This is a genomic window from Actinoallomurus liliacearum (genome assembly GCF_039542035.1).
In the GTDB taxonomy this organism is placed as follows: Bacteria; Actinomycetota; Actinomycetes; order Streptosporangiales; family Streptosporangiaceae; genus Actinoallomurus; species Actinoallomurus liliacearum.
This window is the reverse complement of sequence record NZ_BAABHJ010000006.1, coordinates 179785-199901: the sequence shown is the minus strand read 5'-3', so window position 1 is coordinate 199901 and position 20117 is coordinate 179785. Positions and strand designations below refer to the sequence as shown.

18 protein-coding genes are annotated in these 20117 nt (G+C 73.7%); 7 read left to right on the top strand and 11 right to left on the bottom strand.

All coding sequences use genetic code 11. The features are described 5' to 3' along the window. Together ABD978_RS14590 and ABD978_RS14585 are read right to left on the bottom strand one after the other, a co-directional pair. Positions 1-879 (bottom strand): glycosyltransferase family 2 protein (locus ABD978_RS14590; RefSeq protein ID WP_345353880.1); only part of this gene is annotated, 879 nt, incomplete at its 3' end. Further along, positions 876-2507, bottom strand: coding sequence for a carbamoyltransferase family protein (locus ABD978_RS14585; RefSeq protein ID WP_345353879.1), 1632 nt, complete (start codon positions 2505-2507; stop codon positions 876-878). The genes ABD978_RS14590 and ABD978_RS14585, both read right to left, overlap by 4 nt. A 350-nt stretch (positions 2508-2857) precedes the next feature. Here ABD978_RS14585 and ABD978_RS14580 point away from each other — a divergent pair, with 350 nt between their 5' ends. From ABD978_RS14580 to ABD978_RS14565, 4 genes are read left to right on the top strand one after another with little or no spacing between them, the layout of a single operon-like run. Further along, on the top strand, positions 2858-4084 hold the full coding sequence (locus ABD978_RS14580; RefSeq protein ID WP_345353878.1) for a glycosyltransferase: 1227 nt from the start codon (positions 2858-2860) through the stop codon (positions 4082-4084). Further along, complete coding sequence (locus ABD978_RS14575; protein WP_345353877.1) at positions 4081-4722, top strand: D-sedoheptulose-7-phosphate isomerase; 642 nt, start codon at positions 4081-4083, stop codon at positions 4720-4722. The genes ABD978_RS14580 and ABD978_RS14575 overlap by 4 nt, the downstream gene beginning before the upstream one ends. Then, positions 4719-6155, top strand: a complete 1437-nt coding sequence (rfaE2, locus tag ABD978_RS14570; protein ID WP_345353876.1) for a D-glycero-beta-D-manno-heptose 1-phosphate adenylyltransferase — start codon at positions 4719-4721, stop codon at positions 6153-6155. Before ABD978_RS14575 ends, rfaE2 begins: the two co-directional genes overlap by 4 nt. Continuing rightward, positions 6152-7120 carry a UDP-glucuronic acid decarboxylase family protein gene (locus ABD978_RS14565; protein WP_345353875.1) on the top strand — a complete coding sequence of 323 codons (969 nt, stop codon included), beginning with the start codon at positions 6152-6154 and terminating at the stop codon, positions 7118-7120. Before rfaE2 ends, ABD978_RS14565 begins: the two co-directional genes overlap by 4 nt. Before the next feature lie 249 nt (positions 7121-7369). Here the strand turns inward: ABD978_RS14565 and ABD978_RS14560 are convergent, their stop codons facing one another. The 7 genes from ABD978_RS14560 to ABD978_RS14530 form a co-directional block, all read right to left on the bottom strand. Further along, positions 7370-7594, bottom strand: a complete 225-nt coding sequence (locus tag ABD978_RS14560; RefSeq protein ID WP_345353874.1) for a hypothetical protein — start codon at positions 7592-7594, stop codon at positions 7370-7372. An 87-nt stretch (positions 7595-7681) separates the two neighbouring features. Further along, complete coding sequence (locus tag ABD978_RS14555; protein WP_345353873.1) at positions 7682-8635, bottom strand: LLM class F420-dependent oxidoreductase; 954 nt, start codon at positions 8633-8635, stop codon at positions 7682-7684. Between the two features lie 153 nt (positions 8636-8788). Further along, entirely contained in the window at positions 8789-10525 is a 1737-nt protein-coding gene (locus tag ABD978_RS14550) for an FtsX-like permease family protein (RefSeq protein ID WP_345353872.1), read from the bottom strand. A gap of 108 nt (positions 10526-10633) precedes the next feature. After that, positions 10634-11362 carry an ABC transporter ATP-binding protein gene (locus tag ABD978_RS14545; protein WP_345353871.1) on the bottom strand — a complete coding sequence of 243 codons (729 nt, stop codon included), beginning with the start codon at positions 11360-11362 and terminating at the stop codon, positions 10634-10636. Between the two features lie 2 nt (positions 11363-11364). Next, a complete protein-coding gene (locus tag ABD978_RS14540; RefSeq protein WP_345353870.1) occupies positions 11365-11871 on the bottom strand; it encodes a PadR family transcriptional regulator in 507 nt (168 codons plus the stop codon). 150 nt (positions 11872-12021) lie between these two features. Next, positions 12022-12873 carry an EamA family transporter gene (locus ABD978_RS14535; protein WP_345353869.1) on the bottom strand — a complete coding sequence of 284 codons (852 nt, stop codon included), beginning with the start codon at positions 12871-12873 and terminating at the stop codon, positions 12022-12024. Between the two features lie 147 nt (positions 12874-13020). After that, complete coding sequence (locus ABD978_RS14530; protein ID WP_345353868.1) at positions 13021-13755, bottom strand: hypothetical protein; 735 nt, start codon at positions 13753-13755, stop codon at positions 13021-13023. A 200-nt stretch (positions 13756-13955) separates the two neighbouring features. On the opposite strand from ABD978_RS14530, the gene ABD978_RS14525 reads away from it, so the two are divergent. Further along, positions 13956-15854 (top strand): N-6 DNA methylase, encoded by a 1899-nt coding sequence (locus ABD978_RS14525; RefSeq protein WP_345353867.1) that lies wholly within the window; start codon positions 13956-13958, stop codon positions 15852-15854. A 38-nt stretch (positions 15855-15892) separates the two neighbouring features. Further along, a complete protein-coding gene (locus ABD978_RS14520; protein WP_345353866.1) occupies positions 15893-17374 on the top strand; it encodes a serine/threonine-protein kinase in 1482 nt (493 codons plus the stop codon). 140 nt (positions 17375-17514) lie between these two features. Here the strand turns inward: ABD978_RS14520 and ABD978_RS14515 are convergent, their stop codons facing one another. Next, complete coding sequence (locus tag ABD978_RS14515) at positions 17515-18546, bottom strand: saccharopine dehydrogenase family protein (protein WP_345353865.1); 1032 nt, start codon at positions 18544-18546, stop codon at positions 17515-17517. Between the two features lie 122 nt (positions 18547-18668). Here ABD978_RS14515 and ABD978_RS14510 point away from each other — a divergent pair, with 122 nt between their 5' ends. Then, the gene (locus ABD978_RS14510; RefSeq protein ID WP_345353864.1) at positions 18669-19640 is read left to right on the top strand and encodes an AraC family transcriptional regulator; all 972 of its coding nucleotides are present in this window, start codon (positions 18669-18671) and stop codon (positions 19638-19640) included. 30 nt (positions 19641-19670) lie between these two features. Here ABD978_RS14510 and ABD978_RS14505 read toward each other — a convergent pair whose 3' ends face one another. Next, entirely contained in the window at positions 19671-19985 is a 315-nt protein-coding gene (locus ABD978_RS14505) for an MBL fold metallo-hydrolase (RefSeq protein ID WP_345353863.1), read from the bottom strand. Positions 19986-20117 lie beyond the last annotated feature (132 nt).

Below are 20117 nucleotides of genomic sequence, written 5' to 3'. Positions count from 1 at the left end.
CGGCGAGGCGCCGGCCGCCGCGCCCACCGCGAGGCGCCCGCGCCCGGACGCCGCCCAGCCCACCGCCGCGAGCAGCCCGGCGGTGATCGCCAGGTGCCGGGTGCGCCGCCCGGCCGTCTCCCCGGCGCGCTCGTACCAGTCCGGGCCGTGCAGGGCGCGCATCAGCGCGTCGTCGGCGTTGCCCGCCTGGGTGCGGACGCTGATCCACGGCGACGCCGGGCGCACGGGATGCGTGGTGGCGCGCTCGCCGCGTTCCAGCAGCCAGCCGGCCTGGAGGACGCGCAGCGCGAGGTCCGCGTCCTCCCGGAACGCGCGGGGGAACCGCTCGTCGAAGCCGCCGCACTCCACGAGGGCCTCGCGGCGGTAGGCCAGGTCCGCGGTGATCCACCGGGCCTCGGCCAGCCCCGCGGTCCCCCGCTCCCAGTCGGTCGGGCGACGGCCCTCGGGCAGCGGCACCCGGATCCGGCCCTGCACGCCGCCGACGCACGCGGGCCGCTCCGCGAGGTCGGCGACGAGGCGGGACCGCCAGTCCGGCCCGACCCGTACGTCGTCGTCCAGGAACACGACCCACGGGGCGGACGTCCGCCGCCAGCCGAGGTTGCGGGCCGCGGCCGGCCCCCGGCCGCCGGCGGCGACGACCCGCGTCCGGGGCTGCAGCGGCTCGGGGACCCTGATCGGCGTGCCTCCCTCGGCGGAGCGCCGGTCGTCGACCAGGACGATCTCCGCGGGGAGCGGCCCGGACGCCGCGGTGAGGGCCTCGAGGCAGGCGTCCAGGCAGGGCCGTACGAGCGTGGGGATCACGACGGCGTACGTCACGCCGGTCTCCTCGCCCGCGCTCGCGGCGCGGGTCTCCGCCGGGTCATCCAGGTCGGCGCTCACGGTCGCCTCACGACGAACGGGCCGATGGCGAGCAGGTCGATCGGGGTGGCGCCGAAGCACTCCAGGACGTCCTTGATGTCGTCGACCATCGGCCGCCCGGCGGTGTTGAGACTCGTGTTGACCAGCACGGGCAGGCCCGTGCGCCGCTCGAAGGCGGTCAGCAGCGAGGCGACGAGGGGTTCCCCGGCCGGGTCGACGGTCTGCACGCGCGCCGTGCCGTCCACGTGCACGACCGCCGGGATGCGGTCCTGCCACTGCGGCGCGACGTCATGCACGAAGAGCATGTACGGGCTGGGGATCGGGCCCCGCGCGAAGATCTCGGGGGCGCGCTCCAGCAGCACCATCGGGGCGACCGGCCGGAACTGCTCACGGCCCTTGACGTCGTTGAGGCGTTCGAGGTTGGCCTTGCGGCCCGGATGGGCGAGCAGCGAGCGGTGCCCGAGGGCGCGCGGGCCGTACTCGGCCCGGCCCTGGAACCAGGCGACGACGCCGTCGTCGGCGAGGGCCTCCGCGACCGCTTCGGCCAGGTCGGCGGGCCGCTCGTACGGCAGCCGGGCGGTGCGCAGCGCCCGCTCGATCTCCTGGTCGGTGAACCCACGGCCGAGGTCCGCGCCGGGCATGGGCTCCAAGGGCTCGCCCTCGGTGGCGGCCACGTGCAGGGCGGCGCCGAGGGCGGTGCCCGCGTCGCCGGCGGCGGGCTGCACCCAGACCTCCTCGAACGGGCCCTCCCGGTGCAGCACGGTGTTGGCGACGCAGTTCAGCGCGGTGCCGCCGGCCATGGTGAGGATCCGGTCGCCGGTGCGCTCGTGCAGCCAGCGCGCGAGGTCGAGCAGCACCTCCTCCAGGCGGCGCTGCACGCTGGCGGCCAGGTCGGCGTGCGCGCCCGTCCAGTCCTCGTCGGAGCGCCGGCGCGGCGCCAGCTCCGCCCAGTCGATCCGCTCGGTGACGAAGCCGCCGTCGTCGGTGGCCCGGACGGCGGCGCGCAACTGGTCGAGGAAGCGCGGCTTGCCGTACGACGCGAGCGCCATGACCTTGTACTCGTCGGAAGAACGCAGGAAGCCCAGGTGGGCGGTGAGCGCCTCGTACATCAGGCCGAGCGAGTGCGGGAGCCGCTGCCCGGCCAGCACGTCCAGCCGCCCGCCGTCGTACCGGCCCGCCAGGTGGGAGGCCCGCTCGCCGCGCCCGTCGCACACGAGGACGCTGCGCGGCTCGGCGGTGGACACCGCGAGCCCGCCGGAGGCCGCGTGGGCGACGTGGTGCGGAACGAACCGGACCTTGTCCCGGTCCAGGCCCGGCAGCGCGTCGGCGAGGAAGCCCGGCGCCTCCTTCGCGTACGTCGTGCGCAGATGGTCCCAGGCGTCGTCGATGCCCATCTCCTCGGGCGGGAGCACGAGCGACGGGTCGTAGGAGTAGCCGACCAGGTCGACCTGTCCGGGCGTCAGGCCCGCCTGCCGCAGGCACCATCGGGCCGCCTCCACCGGCTGCTCCCACGCGGAGAAGGGCACGGGCCGCTTGCCGTGCTTGCGGCGGCTGAACCGCTCCTCCTCGGCGGCGGCCACCACGCGCCCGTCGACGACGAGCGCGGCCGCGGGGTCGTGGAAGACGGCGTTGATGCCGAGCACGCGCACTGAGTCCCCCTCATACGCATTCGTTCCCGCAGGTCAGTGCCCTGGGGGCCGGGCGGCAAACACCGCTTGTCAGTTCCATGACCGGGGGCCTCCCGAATAGGCGTCCGGACGGTAATGATTTGTTAAGGCTTCCGGGTGCGAGTAACTGGCCCTCCGGGCCGTCCCGGACGCGGCTCCGGGCCAGCTCGCGGCACACTTCCGCAGTGGCATAAGGCGTCTCAGGACTTGACACGAACTGGGCGGAATAGGCGCATAGCGCGCCGATCACGACTTTGGCGAAATTAGTCAGTGTTTGAGACGACTCTGCCTGGCAACTGCGTCGGTATGGCCCGTTGATAAAGGAGTGACTCTTGAACATCGACATGGTCTCGGAGCACGCCAGTCCACTCGCGACGCTGGGTGGCGCGGATGCCGGGGGCCAGAACGTCCACGTGGGCGCGCTCGCCGTGGCACTGGCGGAGCGCGGCCACGAGGTCGTCGTTCACACCCGCCGCGACGACGCCGGCCTGCCGGACTCGGTGTCGTTCGCGCCCGGGGTGACGGTCGAACACGTACCGGCGGGCCCGCCACGGCCGATTCCCAAGGACGACCTGCTGCCGTACATGGCCGACTTCGCGGCGCACCTGGCCCGGCGATGGCTGAGCAGACCGCCCGACATCGTGCACGCCCACTTCTGGATGAGCGGGCTCGCCGCCCTCGGCGGCGCCCGGGAGCACGGCGTGCCGGTGGTGCAGACGTTCCACGCCCTCGGCCGGGTCAAGCGCCGCTACCAGCGGGCCGCCGATACCAGCCCGCCCGGCCGGGTGCGCCTGGAGGGCCAGGTCGGTCGCGAGGCCACCGCGGTGGTCGCGACCTGCACCGACGAGGTGCGGGAACTCGGCGCGTACGGCGTGCCGCCGGAGCGCGTCTTCGTCGTGCCCTGCGGGGTCGACACCGGGCGCTTCCGCCCGGAGGGGACCGTGGCCGAACACGCCGGGGACCGGCCCCGCATCCTGACGATCGGCCGGCTGGTCCCCCGCAAGGGCGTGGACACCCTCATCGAGGCGGTGTGCCGGGTCCCGGACGCGGAACTGCTCATCGCGGGCGGACCGGAACGCTCCAAACTGGGCGACGACCGGGAGGGGCGCCGGTTGATGGGCCTGGCGGCGGAGCGGGGCGTGGCCGACCGCGTCGCCTTCCTGGGCCAGGTCACGCACGACGAGATCCCGGCGCTCATCCGCTCGGCGGACGTCGTCGTCTCCGTCCCCTGGTACGAGCCGTTCGGCATCGTCCCTATCGAGGCGATGGCCTGCGGCGTGCCCGTCGTCGCCTCGGCGGTGGGCGGCCACCTCGACACCGTCGTCGACGGCGTCACCGGACTGCACGTGCCGCCCCGGCGGCCGGACGGCCTGGCCGCGAGCCTGCGCCGGCTGCTGGGCGACGCCGCCCTCCGGCGTTCTCTGGGCCGCGCGGCGGCCGAGCACGCCCACGGCCGCTACCCATGGGACCGGGTCGCGGCCGAGACCGAGGCCGTCTACGAGCGCGCGATCGAGACGGCGCGGGAACGGCTGGCCTTCGCGGAAGGAGCACGGCCATGATCGATGCACATCTCACCGCGCTCGAAGGGGCGCTGCGGCGGTTCCAGGCCCAGACCCCCCGTCTCGAGAGCTGGGGACGGCGGCTGGCCGCCGTCCTGGAGGACGGTGGACGGCTGCTCGCCTGCGGCAACGGCGGCAGCGCCGAACAGGCCCAGCACCTGACCGCCGAGCTCGTCGGCCGCTACCAGACCGAGCGGCGGCCGTTCGCGGCGATCCCGCTGCACACCGACGTCTCGGCGCTGACCGCGATCGGCAACGACTACGGCGCCGAGGAGATGTTCGCCCGGCAGGTCCGGGCGCACGGCCGGCCCGGCGACGTGCTGGTCTGCCTGTCCACCAGCGGCAGCAGCCGCAACGTCATCGCCGCCGCCAGGGCCGCCGCCGAGGTCGGCGTGCGCGCCTGGGCGCTCACCGGCCCCGGGCCGAACCCCCTCGCGGGGGTCTGCGCCGAGGCGATCACCGTGGAGGCGCCGTCGACCGCCACCGTCCAGGAGGTGCACCTCGCCGCCATCCACATGCTGTGCGCCGCGGTGGACGCGGTGGTGTGCGGTAACGACGGCGGGGCGGTGGCCCGCGACACCGCCGACGGCGCCCGCCGCGTACTCGGCCTGGAGCGCGAAGCCGAGGAGGCCGTATGAGGGGCGGTCCGCTGGTCGTCATCGGCGACGTCCTGCTCGACGTCGACCTCGAGGGATCCGCCGAACGGCTGACACCGGACGCCCCCGTTCCCGTCGTGGACTGCCGGCGCGAGCACCACCGCGCGGGCGGCGCCGGGCTGGCCGCCACCCTGGCGGCCCGCCTGGCCGGACGCGACGTCGTCATGATCACCGCGCTCGGCGACGACCGGTGCGGACGGCGCGTCCGCGACCTCCTCGCCCGGCACGTCGAGATCGTTCCCCTGCCGATGCGGGGCACCACGCCCAGCAAAATCCGGGTCCGCGCCGCAGGTCAGTCGCTCGTCCGGCTCGACGCGGGCGACGGGCGGGCGGCCGATGGACCGGTCGACCCGCGGATGGCGATCGTGCTCGAGCGGGCCGGCGCGGTCCTCGTCTCCGACTACGGGCGCGGCGTCACCGCCCACCCCGAGGTGCGGCGGCTGCTGGCGGGCCTGTCCGGTGGCACGCCGATCGTGTGGGACCCGCATCCGCTCGGTGCCGCACCGCTGCCCCGTACCCGTCTGGTGACGCCGAGCCGCGCCGAGGCCCGCGCCTTCGCGGGCGACGAGCCGACCGCCGGCGACGGGGCGTTCGCCCAGGCCGCCAGGGACGCCGCCACGCTGGTGGCACGCTGGCGGGTCGGCGGTGTCGCCGTGACCCTCGGCGACCGCGGCGCCCTGCTGTCGGTCGGCGACGGCGTGCCGTTCGTCGCGCCCGCCCCGGAGACCGGGATCACCGACCGGGCCGACACCTGCGGCGCCGGCGACTGCTTCGCGGCCGCCGCCGCGCACGTGCTGCGTGCGGGCGGCCTGGTCACCGAGGCGGTGACGGAGGCGGTCCGGTACGCGAGCGAGTTCGTGGCCGCCGGTGGGGCCGCGGCCGTCTCCGGAACCGGCACCGGCCCGGCCGCGGCCGAGTCGCCCATGGCGCCGGCCGACGGCGATCCCTGGGAGGTCGTCCGGCGGGTCCGCGAGCGCGGCGGCCGCGTGGTGGCGACCGGAGGGTGCTTCGACCTGCTGCACGCCGGCCACGTCAGCATGCTGCGCGAGGCCCGGCGCCTCGGCGACTGTCTGGTGGTCTGCATCAACTCGGACGCGTCCGTACGAGCGCTGAAGGGACCCGACCGTCCGGTGGTGCCGGCGAGCGACCGCGCCCGGGTCCTGACGGCGCTCGAGTGCGTCGACGCGGTCGCGGTCTTCGACGAGCTGACGCCCGTCGAGCTGCTGGAACGCCTGGGCCCCGACGTGTGGGTCAAGGGCGCCGACTACTCGGGCGATGACCTGGTGGAGGCGGACGTCGTCCGCCGCCATGGCGGAGAGGTCGTCCTCCTGCCCTATCTCGATGGTCGTTCGACGAGCCGTCTGGTCGCGCGGGTCCGCGAGACGGCGAGCACTCTCGGAGGTGAGACCCGATGACGGAACGCGCGGTGGTCACCGGCGGGGCGGGATTCCTCGGCTCGCACGTCTGCGAACGCCTGCTCGCGCAGGGCACGTCGGTCATCTGCATGGACAACTTCCTGACCGGCTCCCCGCAGAACGTCGCCCACCTGATGGGCCGTCCGGGATTCCGGCTCATCGAGTGCGACGTCACCGGATTCGTGCACGTCCCCGGCGACGTCGACCTCGTCCTGCACCTCGCGTCGGCGGCCTCCCCCATCGACTACCTGAAGCTCCCGCTGGAGACGCTCAAGGTCGGCGGGCTCGGCACGCTGCACGCGCTCGGCCTGGCCCGGGAGAAGGGCGCGCGGTTCGTCCTGGCCTCCACCAGCGAGGTGTACGGGGATCCGTTGCAGCACCCACAGCGCGAGGACTATTGGGGCAACGTGAACCCGGTCGGCCCGCGCAGCGTGTACGACGAGGCGAAACGCTACGGCGAGGCGTTGACCACCGCGTACCGCAACAGCCGCGACGTGAGCACCGGCATCGTCCGGATCTTCAACACATACGGGCCGCGGATGCGCCCGCACGACGGCCGCGCGATCCCGACGTTCATTCGCCAGGCCCTGCTGGGAGAACCGCTCACGGTCGCCGGGGACGGCAGCCAGACCCGGTCGATCTGCTACGTCGACGACACGGTCACGGGCATCCTCGCGCTGGCCCTCAGCGACCTCCCCGGGCCGGTCAACATCGGCAACCCGGAGGAGATGACCGTCCTGGAACTCGCGGAGACCATCCGTGAGCTGGCCGGATCCGACTCGCCGATCGTGTTCGTCGACCGGCCCGTCGACGATCCCGGCGTGCGCCGCCCCGACACCACCCTGGCCCGCGAACGCCTCGACTGGCGGCCCGCCGTGCCGCGCGACGTGGGCCTGCGCCGGACCCTCGACTGGTTCGCGGCCGAACTCGGCGTCGAGACCGCCGCGCGTGCCACCGGGACGTGAGATCGGGGCGAACGCCGTTTGAGACCTGCCCGTCGGGTACGACGGAAGCACGAGCAGTCGGCCCTGGCCGACGTGAGCGCCGCCGAGCCGAACCTCTGAGCAGGGTACGGAGGCTGACCGAACAACCGACCAGAGGTACGGAGGCAGGCGGGACGAGGCCGGTGCGGGAGACGCACCGGCCTCGTCGTTTCCCGGCGGCCTGAGACCACCGGGCCCGTCGTACGTCCCGGCGGTGGTCCGAGAACGGGGTCAGTCCTGGCGAGGGGCCTCGTCGCGGCGGTTCTGCTGAGCGGGACTGCCGTGGATCACGCCTCCGGTGTTGTCGCCGCGCTTGGTGCCCGCGCCACGGGCGCCGCTCTGCGTCGGATTCCGCGCCGCGCGGACCGTCATGGCGATCCATACGATGAGGACAAGCACGATCAGTACGATCCCGACGATCCCGAGCACCCCGACGTACGTGACATGGTGCGTCATACGCTCAATCCCTCCTTCTCGGGCCCCCTACCCCTAGGGTCCGCCTCACACCTCTCACCAGGGAGATCGTGCGGCTTCCCGGCGCGCTCAGACGAGTTCGGGCAGCACCTGTTCGGCGTAGAAGGAGAAGAACTCGTCCTGGTCGGGGCCGATCTGGTTGACGTAGACCTCGTCGTAGCCGGCGTCGACGTACTCGCGGATCGCCCGGATGTGCCGCTCCGCGTCCGGGCCGCAGGGCACGTTCTGCCCGATCATCTCCTCGGTGATGAGCTGCGACAGCTGTTCGAAGTGCCGTGGCAGCGGCAGCAGCTGGGCGGCCTCACCGGGCAGCTGCTCGTTCGGCCACAGCCGGTGCGCGGTCTTGCGCGCGCTCGCGGCGTCCCGGCCCCAACAGACCTTCAGCCCGCCCTGAGCCGGTTTGCCCTCGCCCCCGGCCGAGCGGAAGACCTCCAGCAGGTCCCGGTCGGGCATGGTGCAGATGAACCCGTCGGCGATCCGGCCCGCCAGAGTCGCCGCCTTGTTCCCGAAACCGGACATGTAGATCGGCGGCGGCTCCTCCGGGAGGGTGTAGAGCCGGGCCGTGTCGACGTTGTAGTACCGCCCGTGGTGGCTGACGAGCTTCCCGGTCCACAGGCGGCGCATCACCTCGACGGCCTCTTCCAGCATCTCCCGGCGTTCCTCGGCCGGGGGCCAGCGCGACTCGACGATGTGCTCGTTCAGCGCCTCCCCGGTGCCCACGCCCAGCACGAACCGGCCGTCGGTGAGGGCGGCGCTGGTCGCGGCGGCCTGCGCGACGATCGCCGGCGGCGTACGGACCAGCGGGCAGGTCACCGCCGTCGTGATCGGCAGCGAGGTCACCTGGGCCAGCGCGCCGATGACCGACCAGACGAACGGGCTCTCCCCCTGCTCATCGAGCCACGGATGGTAGTGGTCGGAGATCCACAAAGCCTCGAAGCCAGCCTGCTCGGCCAGCTTCGCCTGCCGGACCAGCTCCTTCGGTGAGTGCTCTTCGCATGACAGGAAGTATCCAAATTTGGCCATCTTCCCCCGGTTCCCCCGCCACGTCGCCGAAACCTGCGCGGAAGGGGGGGCGGGCTCGGCGGACGGCCCCCGGCACGGGCCCCTGACTCGTTCCAGAGGCCCGTGGCCGTCAGCCGTCCCGCCGGGTTCCGGCCACCCGGAATCCCGGTGTGCTCACTCGGCGCGCAGGGCCTCGGCGACCGGGCGGCGGCCGGCCAGGCGGGCCGGCAGGGCGGTGATCAGGGCGACCGCGGCGATCGTCCCGGGGATAACGGCGGGCAGCCAGGCGTACGGGATCGCCTCGCCGCCCGGAGCGCCCGCGGCGGCCCGGGCACCGGCGTAGACGACCAGCCCCAGCGGGATTCCCAGCGCGCCGGCCAGCGCCGCCGGGAACAACTGCGCCGCCGACAGCCCGGCCGTCACCTGGCGCGGCGTCGCGCCGAGGGCGCGGGCGAGCGCGCTCGGCCGCCGGGCGTCGATCGAGCCGGCCCACGCGATGAGGACGGCGTTGACCGCCGCGAGGACCAGGAGCGCGAGCGTCATGGTGATCACCACCTGGTTCACCTGCCGGGTCACCGGGTTCTCCGCGCCCGGTACGAACATCAGGCCGGTGGTCCTGGCGTCCTTACGGGCGATGTCGCCGTGCAGGGCGATCGCCGCGACCACCATCGCGGCGGTGACCGCGAGGCTGGTCAGCGCGAGCGCGGCCCGGCGTGGCCGCCGGGCCGCCAGCCGCAGGCCGAGCAGCAGCGGCACCGGGAGCCGGGCGGACAGCCGGATGAGCCGCGCCGAACGCCGGGGCGGGCGCGCCCGGCCGGACAGGGCGCGCACGGTGCTCATCCTGGTCCCGCGGACGGCGGGGACCACGGTCGCCGCCCCGGTGACCACCACCGCGACGGCCAGGACCAGGGCGACCGTCCCGAACGTCAGGCCGGGGCGGCCGCCCCCGATGAGTCCCGCGCTCGGCCGCGCCAGCAGCGGGGCGGCCGCCCAGCCGGCGATCACTCCGACCGCGGAGGCGGCCACGGCCAGCACGACGTACTCGGCGAGCAGCCCGGCGGCGACGGTCCGGGGCGTCGCCCCGACCGCCTTGAGCAGGCCGACCCGCCGAGTCTGGTCGGCGAGGCGGCCGCCCACGAGGACGGTGACGCATGCCACGGCGAGCAGGGCGAGCGCCCAGGTCCCGGTCATGAGCGCCTGGTCGACGAGATGCAGTTCGGCGGTCGCGTACGAACCCATGTCCTGCCAGGTGCGGACGCCCCGGTGGGCGGCGGCGAACGCGGGGGCCGCGGCCGGGTTCGCGAGGCGGAGCGGCATCACCTGGGAGGTCACCGGCCGGCCGAGTCGGCGAAGGTCGGCCCGGGTGGCCCAGACCAGGCCGGGCGTGCTGGAGGGGTAGGGCACCCGGCCGGCCGTCACGGCGATGCCCGTGACGGTCAGGCGGCGGCCCGCGATCGTCAGTTCGTCGCCAGGCCGTACCTTCAGGGCGGTCGCGAAGGCGCGCTCGACGACGACCCCGCCACGGCGCGCCCACGTCCCCGCGGTGACGCGCGGCCGGTCGACGGGCCCTCCGGCGGTGTCGCGTCCCTGGACGACGGCGGCGACGCGGATGTCCCGGACGCGCAGGTCGTCGACGGACACCATGGCGTACGGCCCGGCCGATGCGGCGACGCCGGGCGCGTGCGCGAGCGCGGCGAGGTCCGCCACGCGCTCGGCCGTCGCCACGGCGTCTGGCCCGGCCGTGGCCGCGCGGGTGCGCTCCCAGGGCCGGTCGGCGGCGCCCCCGACCGTACGGCCGAGGGCGAGCGTCGTCGTGGTCGCCGTGAGCGCGATCAGCAGGATCAGCGCCTCGGCCCGCCGGCGGCGCAGGTCCCGCAGGGCCAGCCGGGCCACCAGTACGAGCACGCTCATGCGCCCTCCTTCGTCGGGGGAGTGACCAGAGGCGCTGCGCTCATGATTCGCTCGCTCCGCTCGCTCATGCGCCCTCCTTCGTCGGGGGAGAGACCAGAGGCGCTGCGCTCATGCGCCCTCCAGTCCCGCGAAGGACCCGAGGCCGCCGCCCGCGCCGGCGAGGTCGGTCCGGCCGACGAGCGCGCCGTCCCGCATGGTGATCACGCGGTCCGCCGTCGCCGCGACCCGCGAGTCGTGCGTGACCATCAGCAGGGTCTGGCCCTCGGCCCGCAGGGCGGCGAACAGCCGGAGCACCTCGGTGGTCGCGGCGCTGTCGAGGTTGCCGGTGGGCTCGTCGGCCAGCACGATCCGCGGCCGGCCGATCAGGGCGCGGGCGACGGCGACCCGCTGCCGCTGCCCGCCGGACAACGCCGCGGGCAGATGCGTCGCGCGGTCGGCCAGTCCGACCCGCTCCAACAGTTCGGCGGCACGCCGCCGCGCGACGCGGGGACTCACGCCGGCCAGCAGGGCGGGCAGTTCGACGTTCTCCTGGGCGGTGAGCTCGTCGACGAGTTCGAACCCCTGGAACACGAACCCGAGCGCGTGCCGGCGCAGGCGGGCGAGCTCGGTCTCCGACATCCGGTCGATCCGCCGGTCGGCCAGCCACAGCTCCCCGCCCGTCGGCCGTTCGAGGCCGCCGAGCAGGTGCAGCAGCGTCGACTTGCCGCAACCGCTCGGCCCCACGACGGCCACGGTCTCGCCCGCCGCCACGTCCAGGTCGACGTGGTCGACCGCGCGGACCAGTCCCGGTCCGCTGCCGTACTCCTTGCGCAACCCGTGAGCCCGCAGTATCACCATGGTCAGCCCTTCCGCTCCCAGTACCGGGCGCAGGCGTCGAGCCAGCGCAGGTCGGCCTCCAGCCGCAGGGTGACGCCCTCGATGAGCAGCGCCGCCGCCGAGCCGTCCGGCTCGTTCAGGGCGGCGCGCTGGACCTCGGCCAGCCGGCGCAGCAACTCCCCGCGCTGGGCCTCCACGAGGTCCACCGGGTCGGCCAGCCGGGCCGCCGCGGCGGCGACCAGCTTCAGATGGAACTCACTCGGCTTTCCCCAGGTCAGATCCCTGAGCCAGGCGTCGACGCGGTCACGGCCCTCGGCCGTCAGCGCGTACACCTTCCGGTCCGGCCGGTGCGTCTGGCCGACGTGCTCGGCCGTGACCAGGCCGGCCTTCTCCAGCCGGGTGAGGGTGACGTAGACCTGACCGGCGTTGAGCGCGTCCCCGACCGGGCCGAGGGCCTCCTGGAGCCGGGCCCGCAGCTCGTAGCCGTGGGAGGGCTCCTTGGCCAGCAGTGCCAGCACGACGTCCTGCACGAGTGATCACCTCTAATGGTTAGCTATATAGATAACGGCTAGCCATGGGGGACCGCAACCGGATCGGCCGATCCCACCGGCCTCACCGCACGTTGACCGCACGAAACCGCGACCGCTCAGCGCACGTTGACCGCACGAAACCGCGACCGCTCAGCGCACGTTGATCAGTGCGACGCCTGCGACGACGACGCCCGCGGCCGCCAGCCGCGGCAGGCCCATCCGCTCGTTGAAGAAGACGGCGCCGATGATCGCGCCGGTGATCACACCGGTCTCGCGCAGGGCCGCCACCGCCGCGAGCGCGCCGCGCGTCTGCGCCCACACGACGATCCCGTACCCCAGCACCGAGATCAGCCCGCCGGGCAGCCCGAGCCGCCACTGCGCCCGTACCGCCGGCCACACCGACCGGCCGCGCGCCACGGCCACCCACGCCACGACGACGGGCCCCATGCCGAAGAACAGCCAGCCGCTGTAGCCGACCGCCGTGCCCGCGTGCCGTACGCCCACTCCGTCGACCAGCGTGTACCCCGCGATCGAGACGCCCGTCAGCACCGCCGCGCCGATGGCGCGCCACTGCCGCGCCGACGCTCCCCCGGTGAACGCCAGCGCGCCCAGCCCGCCGCAGATCGCCGCCACTCCGACGAGCTGCGTCAGGCTGAGGTGCTCACCGAGGGCGGTGGCGGCGACGAACGCGACGATCAGCGGCCCGGTGCCGCGCGCGAGGGGGTAGACCTGGTTAAAGTCGCCGAGCTCGTACGAGCGCGCGAGCAGCCAGGTGTAGATCGCGTGCAGGACGACCGAGGTCGCGATCCACGGCCAGGAGGCCCGCGCGGGCGCGGCGGCCAGGGACAGCATCAGCAGGCCCGCGCCCGCCTGCGCGATCCCGATCAGCGCGAACCCGGCGTACCGGTCGGTCGCCGCCTTGGCGAGCGCGTTCCAGGTGGCGTGCAGGACACCGGCGAAGATCACGGCGAGGGCCGGCAACAGCGGAAACGTGTGACTCACCGCTACATCTCACCGCGATTCGCCTCAGCGAGCGTCCCCACCGACGCTCGCGACCCGAAATCACAGATCCCTGGCGTGCGCTGTTCCTAGAAGACCGCAGACGCCAGGGATCATTCGTCGCACCTTCAGCGCACGACTTCAGCGCTGTCAGGTTGCGGACTGGACCTTCTTGGCCATCTTCTCGGCCATGGTGAGCGCGGCGGCGCCCTTGTCCGCGTGGCTGGAGCTGTAGAACGTGGTCACGATCGTGTCGCCGACCCGGACGGCGGCCAGGGTCATGCCACCCTGCCAGGTGGGGGACGTCTCGATCGCCTTGACGGCCTCGTCGCCCACGCCGTGCACCACGACGCTCTTCACCCTGACCTTGGCCGCCGGGCTGCTCGACCGGTCGACGAACGACGCGCAGTGGGCGAACACCTTGCGCAGCTTCGCCATCGCCTGCTGGGCGTCGCCGCCGTGGTAGGTGTCGATCTCCTGCGCGATCTCCTGGGTCTGCGCCGCGTCGCCGTAGTCGTTCTGTGCGAACGCCGCGCTGTTGATGTTCGTGACCCGGATCCAGGAGGTCTGGCCGAGCACCTCGCAGGCCTTCGCGGCCGGAACGGGGGTGTTGGAGACCTGCACGCCGCCGTCGCCGGTGTCCCGCGAGCCGTCGGGGCTGAGGTGGAAGCCCTTCGGCATCGCCCGCGCGGGCAGCAGAAGGGACTTCAGGGTGGTGCCCGTCAGCGACTTCGACGCCCCCGATGCGGACGAGGCGGTCTTGGGGGCCCCGGCCGAGCCGTCCTTCCCGCCGCCGCTCTGACAGCCGCCGGCCGCGAGGACGGCGGCCGAGGCCACGGCGAGGACGGCGCCGACCCGGACGCGACGGGCAGGGAGGATCTTCATCTCCGGTCTCCAAGGCTGGGATTAGTTGATCATGCTCACCCGGAGCTCGGTGGTTCCGGTGATCGCCAAGGAAAGCACATGTGAATCCAATTAACAACTGAGACGGTTGTGGTCGACTGTTCGATCATGGGGCGGTAACGTGACCATGAAGCAGCCGGGACGCGGGGTCGCGTGCAGCACCGTGAAGGGAACGACGCACCGTGCAGGACGAGGCAACCGTCAGCGCCGCGGACATCGCCCGGCTGGCGGGTGTCGGCCGGGCGGCCGTGAGCAACTGGCGCCGCCGGCATCCCGACTTCCCCCAACCCGTCGGAGGCACGCCGACCAGCCCGGTCTTCGCGCTCGCCGACGTCGAGGCATGGCTGCGGGACCAGCGCAAACTCGACGAGCTTCCCCTGGAGGAGCGGGTCTGGCAGCGGCTGCGGGCCGAGGCCCACGACGATCTGCGCGTCGCCGAGGTCGTGGCGGACGCCGGCGAACTCCTCCTGCGGCGACGCGCGGCCGGAGCACCTCGACCCGGGCACGCTCCTGAGCCGCTGAGCGCCGAGACGGCCCAGGCGGTCGCCGAGCTCGCCGACGCCCGGGGCGCCGTTCAGGCGTTCGAGTTCCTGTTCACCCGCTACCGGGAGACGCAGGCCCGCCGCGTCTCGACCACTCCCTTGGAGATTTCCGGGCTGATGGCCGCGCTCGCCGGCGACGCCCGTACCGTCCTGGACCCGGCGTGCGGCACCGGCGACCTCCTCCTCGCCGTGCTCGGCGACCCCCGCGACCCGCGCCGTCTCCTCGGCCAGGACGCGGACGGGGACGTCACCCGGCTGGCCGCCGTCCGGCTCACCCTGCTCGGCGCGGACCCCGGCATCCGGGAGGGCGACTCTCTGCGCCAGGACGCGTTCCCCGGGGTCCTGGCCGACGCCGTGCTGTGCGACCCGCCCTTCCACGAGCGCGCGTGGGGCCACGAGGAGCTCAGGACGGACCCGCGCTGGGAGTACGGCCTGCCGCCGCGCCTGGAGCCGGAGCTGGCGTGGGTGCAGCACGCGCTCGCGCATCTCGCCCCGGACGGGCGAGCCGTGGTCCTCATGCCCGCCATCGCGGCCGGGCGCCGTTCGGGCCGCCGCATCCGCGCCGAACTGCTCCGCAAGGGCGCGCTGCGCGCCGTGGTCGGGCTGTCCGCGACCCATCACCTCTGGATGCTGCGGCGTCCCGAGGGTGCCCCGCCGGCGACCGTCCTGATGATCGACAGCGCGGACCAGGACACGGTCGTCACCACCTGGTGGCGGCATGCGGACGACCCCGGCCACGACGAACCCGGCGTCAGCCGGGCCGTCCCCGTCATCGACCTCCTGGACGAGGAGGTCGATCTCACGCCGTCCCGTCACGTCTCACCGGCCCGGTCCGAACGCACCGCGGAACGCTTCACCGAGACCCACGACCGGCTGGCCGTGACGCTCGACAAGGCCGGCGGCCTCGTACCGGCGCTGCCCCCCGCGGCGGGGCGCCGGGAGTCCCGCTCGGTCCCGCTGGCCGAGCTCGCCCGGATCGGGCACCTGACGATCCACCAGGCGCCGATGCGCGGGGACACCGAGGACGGCGGCGACGGCGACCCGCCCCTGCTCACCGCCGAGGACGTCGTCGAGGGCCGCGCCCCGACGGGCCGGGCCGCTCGGGGCGACGGCCGCTGGGTCCCCATCCAGGCAGGCGACGTCCTGGTCGCCGCGGTCGCCCGGCGTTTCGTCGTACGGGTCGCCGAGACCGACGGGCCCCTGCTCGGACCGCAGCTGAGCCTCCTCCGCGTCGACCCCCGGCACCTGGACCCGTACTTCATCGCGGGGGTGCTGCGCAGTTCGGCCAACGCCCGCGCGTCCATCGTCCAGTCCACCGGGACGATCGGCCGCGCCGACATCCGGCGCGCGCAGGTGCCCCGGCTGCCGCTGGAGGACCAGCGCCGGTACGGCGCCGCGTTCCGCCGGATGGCGGAGTTCGAGTCGGCCCTGCGCTCCACGGTCGCCATGGGCACCGAACTGGCGCAGCTCCTGGCCGACGGGGTGGCGGAGGGCACCCTCGCGCCCCCCGACGACACCCACTCCTTCGGGCACCCGTAGGGTTCGGGCGTCGATCGGCACGGCGAGGGGACGGAACGGTGGGGCGGCACACGGTGCTGGCCGGGCGCTACGAACTGCTGAGCCCGCTCGGCCGCGGCGGCATGGGCGAGGTCTGGGAGGGCGAGGACCGGCAACTGCGACGCCCGGTGGCCGTGAAGCTGCTCACCGACGACGCCCTGGCCGGGCACACCCACCCGGACGAGCTCGCCCGCCGGTTCGCCCGCGAGTCCTCCGTCACGGCCGGGCTGCGGACCCCCGGCGTTCCCACGGTGTACGACGCCGGCACGTACGACGGCGGGCTGTTCCTCGTCCTCGAGCTGATCACGGGCCGTACGCTCGGCGACCTCATGGCCGAGGAGGGACCGCTCCCGGTTCCCTGGGCGGCCGGGATCGCGGCGCAGGTCGCGGCGGTGCTGGCCGCCGCTCACCAAGGCGGCCTCGTCCACCGGGACGTCAAACCGCAGAACGTCATGCTCACCGGCGACGGCGCCGTCAAGGTGCTCGACTTCGGCGTGGCCGGGCTGGTCGACCACTCCGTGCTCTCCCGGATCACCCGGACCGGGCAGCCCGTCGGCACGCCCGCGTACATGGCCCCCGAGCAGTTGCACGGCCGCCCGGCGACGGCGCGCACCGACCTGTACGCGCTCGGGTGCGTCCTGTACGAGATGCTGGCCGGTGACCGGATGTTCGACGCCGCCTCGCCCGCCGAGCTGATGCATCTGCAGCTCGAACAGGCTCCCCCTCCGCTGCGCCGCGACGACCTGCCTCCGGAGCTGGACGCCCTGGTCCGGCAACTGCTGGAGAAGGACCCCGGGAGGCGGCCCGCGGACGCCCGGGAGACGTGCGACCGCCTGCTGCCGTACGTCGGACCGCCGGGCCCGCTCGGCGACATCGACCCCGCGGACGAGTCGCGGAGCGGCGCCCACCTCTACTCCCGCGCCTTCGCCCGGTTGGCCGGCCCTCTCGACCCGCCCTCCGCTCCCGCCGATCGACCTTTCGTCGGCGCTCCCCGGCCGACGGCCGCCGCGCGGCCGGTGAGCGGTGTGCCGCCCATGACGGCTCCCGGCGGCGGGCCCGCCAGAGGCCATACCCCGGCTCCCGGCGGAGCTCCACTCGCGACCGGACCGCGGTCGGCGAGCGAATGGGCGAGAACCGACGCGCGAGTCGTCGCCGGCCCACCGATGCCGGGTGGCCCACGCGGGCTCGGCTGGAAGGCGGCGCACAGCCTCTGGATGCTGCCGACGCTGCTGTTCGGCTTGGGCACCTGGCTGTCGTTCGGCTACATCGCCGCCCGACACCGGCGACCGTCGTGGCTCGTCGCCGCGGTGGCCTATCTCGTGCTGGCGGTGCTGGCCTTCATCCTCGTCGGCAGCGGCCCGGAGTCCGACGTCGACACGCCTCAGACGGCGATCGGCATGGCACTGGGACTGATCGTCTGGCTCGCCGGCTTCGTCCACGCCCTCTGGATCAACCTCAACGTCCACCTCCCCCGCCGAGCAGCCCGGCGACCACGCGCCTGACGGACGGTCTGAACCCGGCTGCCGGACAACGTCGACGCCGGCCGGCGACCAGTGAACACCGCCCCGCGCCCCTTCCACGCCGATGGCGCCCGCTCAGCCACGCCTCGGGCCGCGGCACGGCGCCTTGCGAGCAGGTCGCGTCATACCGAATCGACTGCCCATGTGACGCCGTGGGGGGCAAGGGTGTCCAGGAAGTCGGCCGACTCGAACGCCTGCGCCGGGGCCAGGACTCCGGGAACGGCTCCGTTCACGGCCAGCCGGTGAGCCGCCTCCACCACGATCACCGCGGTGGACCCCTGTATGTCGGAGCCCTGAACCACCCCCCGCGCCCGGTCACCCTCGCGCCCGGCCGCCTCCACCACGAGAGTCCATCTGCCCGCGCGGCGGTGGTCCTCGGCCGGCCCTTCCGGGACGGCGTCCAACAGTTCCGGAGTGATCGTGGAGAATGCGGCCACCACCTCGGCCTTGGCAACGCCGGACACGTGCCTGGCGGGCACGTGTCGGGGCACGGTGACGACGCCGGGCAACGGGAACTTCCGCACCGGGGCCGGCCGGTCGTCGCCGGGGAAGGCCAACGACACGCGCCGTGTGGGGATGTCATCGTGCCATCGGCCGTCCTCGTATCCCAGGCCACCGCTGCGGAAGGTGTCAAGGTTGGTGAACGCGGTGCGCAGGGTTCCCCGTGAGGGCGCCCCGTCACCGCGGGCCAGATGCACGCCGAGGACGACCTCCTCCACCGCCTCGGTCTGCTCGGCGACCAGATGAGCCAGCAGATCACCAGGCAGGCCGTCGTCGTTCACGCCGGGTACCACGCTCACCCCGGCCTGCTGGGCGGGCCCGGCGAAGGTATCGAAGGTCCGCTTCATATGCACCTGCTCGCCGGCGATGTCCACGTAGTGGCAACCGGCGGCGATCGCGGCCCGCACCACGGCGTCGCCGGTCACCACGAACGGCCCGGCGCAATTGACCACGACATCACAGCCGTGGAAGGCGGCCGCGTCCCCGGCCTGGGCCACCCGGACCTCCGCGTCCGGCACCCCGGCTCCGGCTGCCGCCGCGCGCAGCCGCGCGAGGTCGCGCCCCGCCAGCACCACGCCGGTACCCCGCCGGGCAAGTTCCGCCACCACCAGCCTGCCCGTGTAGCCGCTGGCCCCGTATACGACGATCTTCATCTCGACCTTCCCTTCAGTGATCATCTCTCACCGTAGGGAGCCCGAGGAGGAGAACCTATACGCGAAACGGCCCCGATCATACGCCTGCGTCTACGCAGGAAGAGGATCGATAAGCTGCCCCGATGGACGTGCTGAGCGATGCGATCACCGCTATGCGGACCGGGCGGGCACATTCCGCGCGCACCGAACGGCGCAGTCCCTGGGCCGTACGCCACCCGTCCTTCGCAGGGGCCGGATTCCACGTAGTCCTCCAAGGAATCTGTCGCCTGGTCGCCGACGGAAGCCCGCCGATCGTGCTCGGGGCGGGCGACGTGGTGTTCCTACCGCATGGCACCGCCCACGAGATGGCCGACCCGTTCTCCGAGCCGCCCGCCGCCCCGCGCCTCACTCCGCTCGTCGGACTGCACGATCAGACCTCGCCCGACCGGCCTGGTGCCTCGACCGTCACACTCTGCGGGGCCTACCTGCTGGATCGGGCCCGGCCGCACCCGCTGATCAACGAACTACCGGAGGTCGTCCACCTACCGGCCCGGGTCGGGCACGATCCGTCGTTGCGTGCCGCCATCGATCTGCTCGGCGCGGAATTGAAGACACGCCGCCCCGGGGCGGACGTCAACATCCCCGCGCTGCTCGACACGCTGCTGGTCCAAATGCTGCGGGGCTGGCTGGACCAGCAATCCGCGAGCGGTACCGCCGTGGGCTGGGCCGCGGCGCTGCACGACCCCGCGATCGTGGCCGCCCTGAGCGGCATCCACAGCGACCCGGCACGGCCGTGGACGGTCGAAGACCTCAGCGCGCGCGCCGGTCTGTCCCGAGCAGCCTTCGCGCGGCGGTTCTCCGAGCTGGTCGGCCGGCCACCGCTGCGCTACCTGACCTGGTGGCGGCTGACCACGGCCGCCCGCCTGCTCCGCGACTCCGACGCCCCCCTGGCCACGGTGGCCCACCATGTCGGCTACACCTCCGAGTTCGCCTTCGCCAACGCGTTCAAGCGGGAATACGGCCTTGCCCCCGGTAGATACAGAGCCGGACCACAGCCACGCGCCCGGCGCGACACCAGACGAACCTCAACCCCGGACACCCACACCGGGCACTGAGCGCCGCCGCGTCAGCCGAGTGTGATGCTCTCACCCGGCGGCCGCCACCTCGAAGCCGGCGGCCGAGAACACGTCGCCGTCCCGGACGACCTGTACCCGGTCGCCGAGGTCGGCCAGGTGCCGGGCGACGCCCGGGCAGGTGTGGACGGTGAGCTCCGGGTTGTGGTCGACGGCCGCCCGCAGGCGATCGGCGTCGAGGTGGTCGACGTGCTCATGGGTCACGAGAACGGCGTCCGCGCCGGTCAGGACGTCCGGCTCCGGGGTCATCACACCGGGGTCGATGACGAGCGACCGGCCGTCCTTCTCGAGACGAACGCAGGCATGTCCGAATTTGACGAGTTCCATACGACCAATCCTGTCGTCCCGATCCGCGCCTTCCGCTCGCTGATCGCTGAGAGCGGACCCGGTTTCGAAATGTTTCGAGGAACTCGCCGCCCAGCTCGGGCTTTCACTCGTTTTCACACGATCGGCTCGGCG

Coding starts and splice junctions, on each gene's coding strand:
- ABD978_RS14575 (WP_345353877.1), top strand. CDS start 4,081: ATGATCGATGCACATCTCACCGCGCTCGAAGGGGCGCTGCGGCGGTTC.
- rfaE2 (WP_345353876.1), top strand. CDS start 4,719: ATGAGGGGCGGTCCGCTGGTCGTCATCGGCGACGTCCTGCTCGACGTC.
- ABD978_RS14565 (WP_345353875.1), top strand. CDS start 6,152: ATGACGGAACGCGCGGTGGTCACCGGCGGGGCGGGATTCCTCGGCTCG.
- ABD978_RS14560 (WP_345353874.1), bottom strand. CDS start 7,594: ATGACGCACCATGTCACGTACGTCGGGGTGCTCGGGATCGTCGGGATC.
- ABD978_RS14555 (WP_345353873.1), bottom strand. CDS start 8,635: ATGGCCAAATTTGGATACTTCCTGTCATGCGAAGAGCACTCACCGAAG.
- ABD978_RS14550 (WP_345353872.1), bottom strand. CDS start 10,525: ATGAGCGTGCTCGTACTGGTGGCCCGGCTGGCCCTGCGGGACCTGCGC.
- ABD978_RS14545 (WP_345353871.1), bottom strand. CDS start 11,362: ATGGTGATACTGCGGGCTCACGGGTTGCGCAAGGAGTACGGCAGCGGA.
- ABD978_RS14530 (WP_345353868.1), bottom strand. CDS start 13,755: ATGAAGATCCTCCCTGCCCGTCGCGTCCGGGTCGGCGCCGTCCTCGCC.
- ABD978_RS14515 (WP_345353865.1), bottom strand. CDS start 18,546: ATGAAGATCGTCGTATACGGGGCCAGCGGCTACACGGGCAGGCTGGTG.
- ABD978_RS14510 (WP_345353864.1), top strand. CDS start 18,669: ATGGACGTGCTGAGCGATGCGATCACCGCTATGCGGACCGGGCGGGCA.
- ABD978_RS14505 (WP_345353863.1), bottom strand. CDS start 19,985: ATGGAACTCGTCAAATTCGGACATGCCTGCGTTCGTCTCGAGAAGGAC.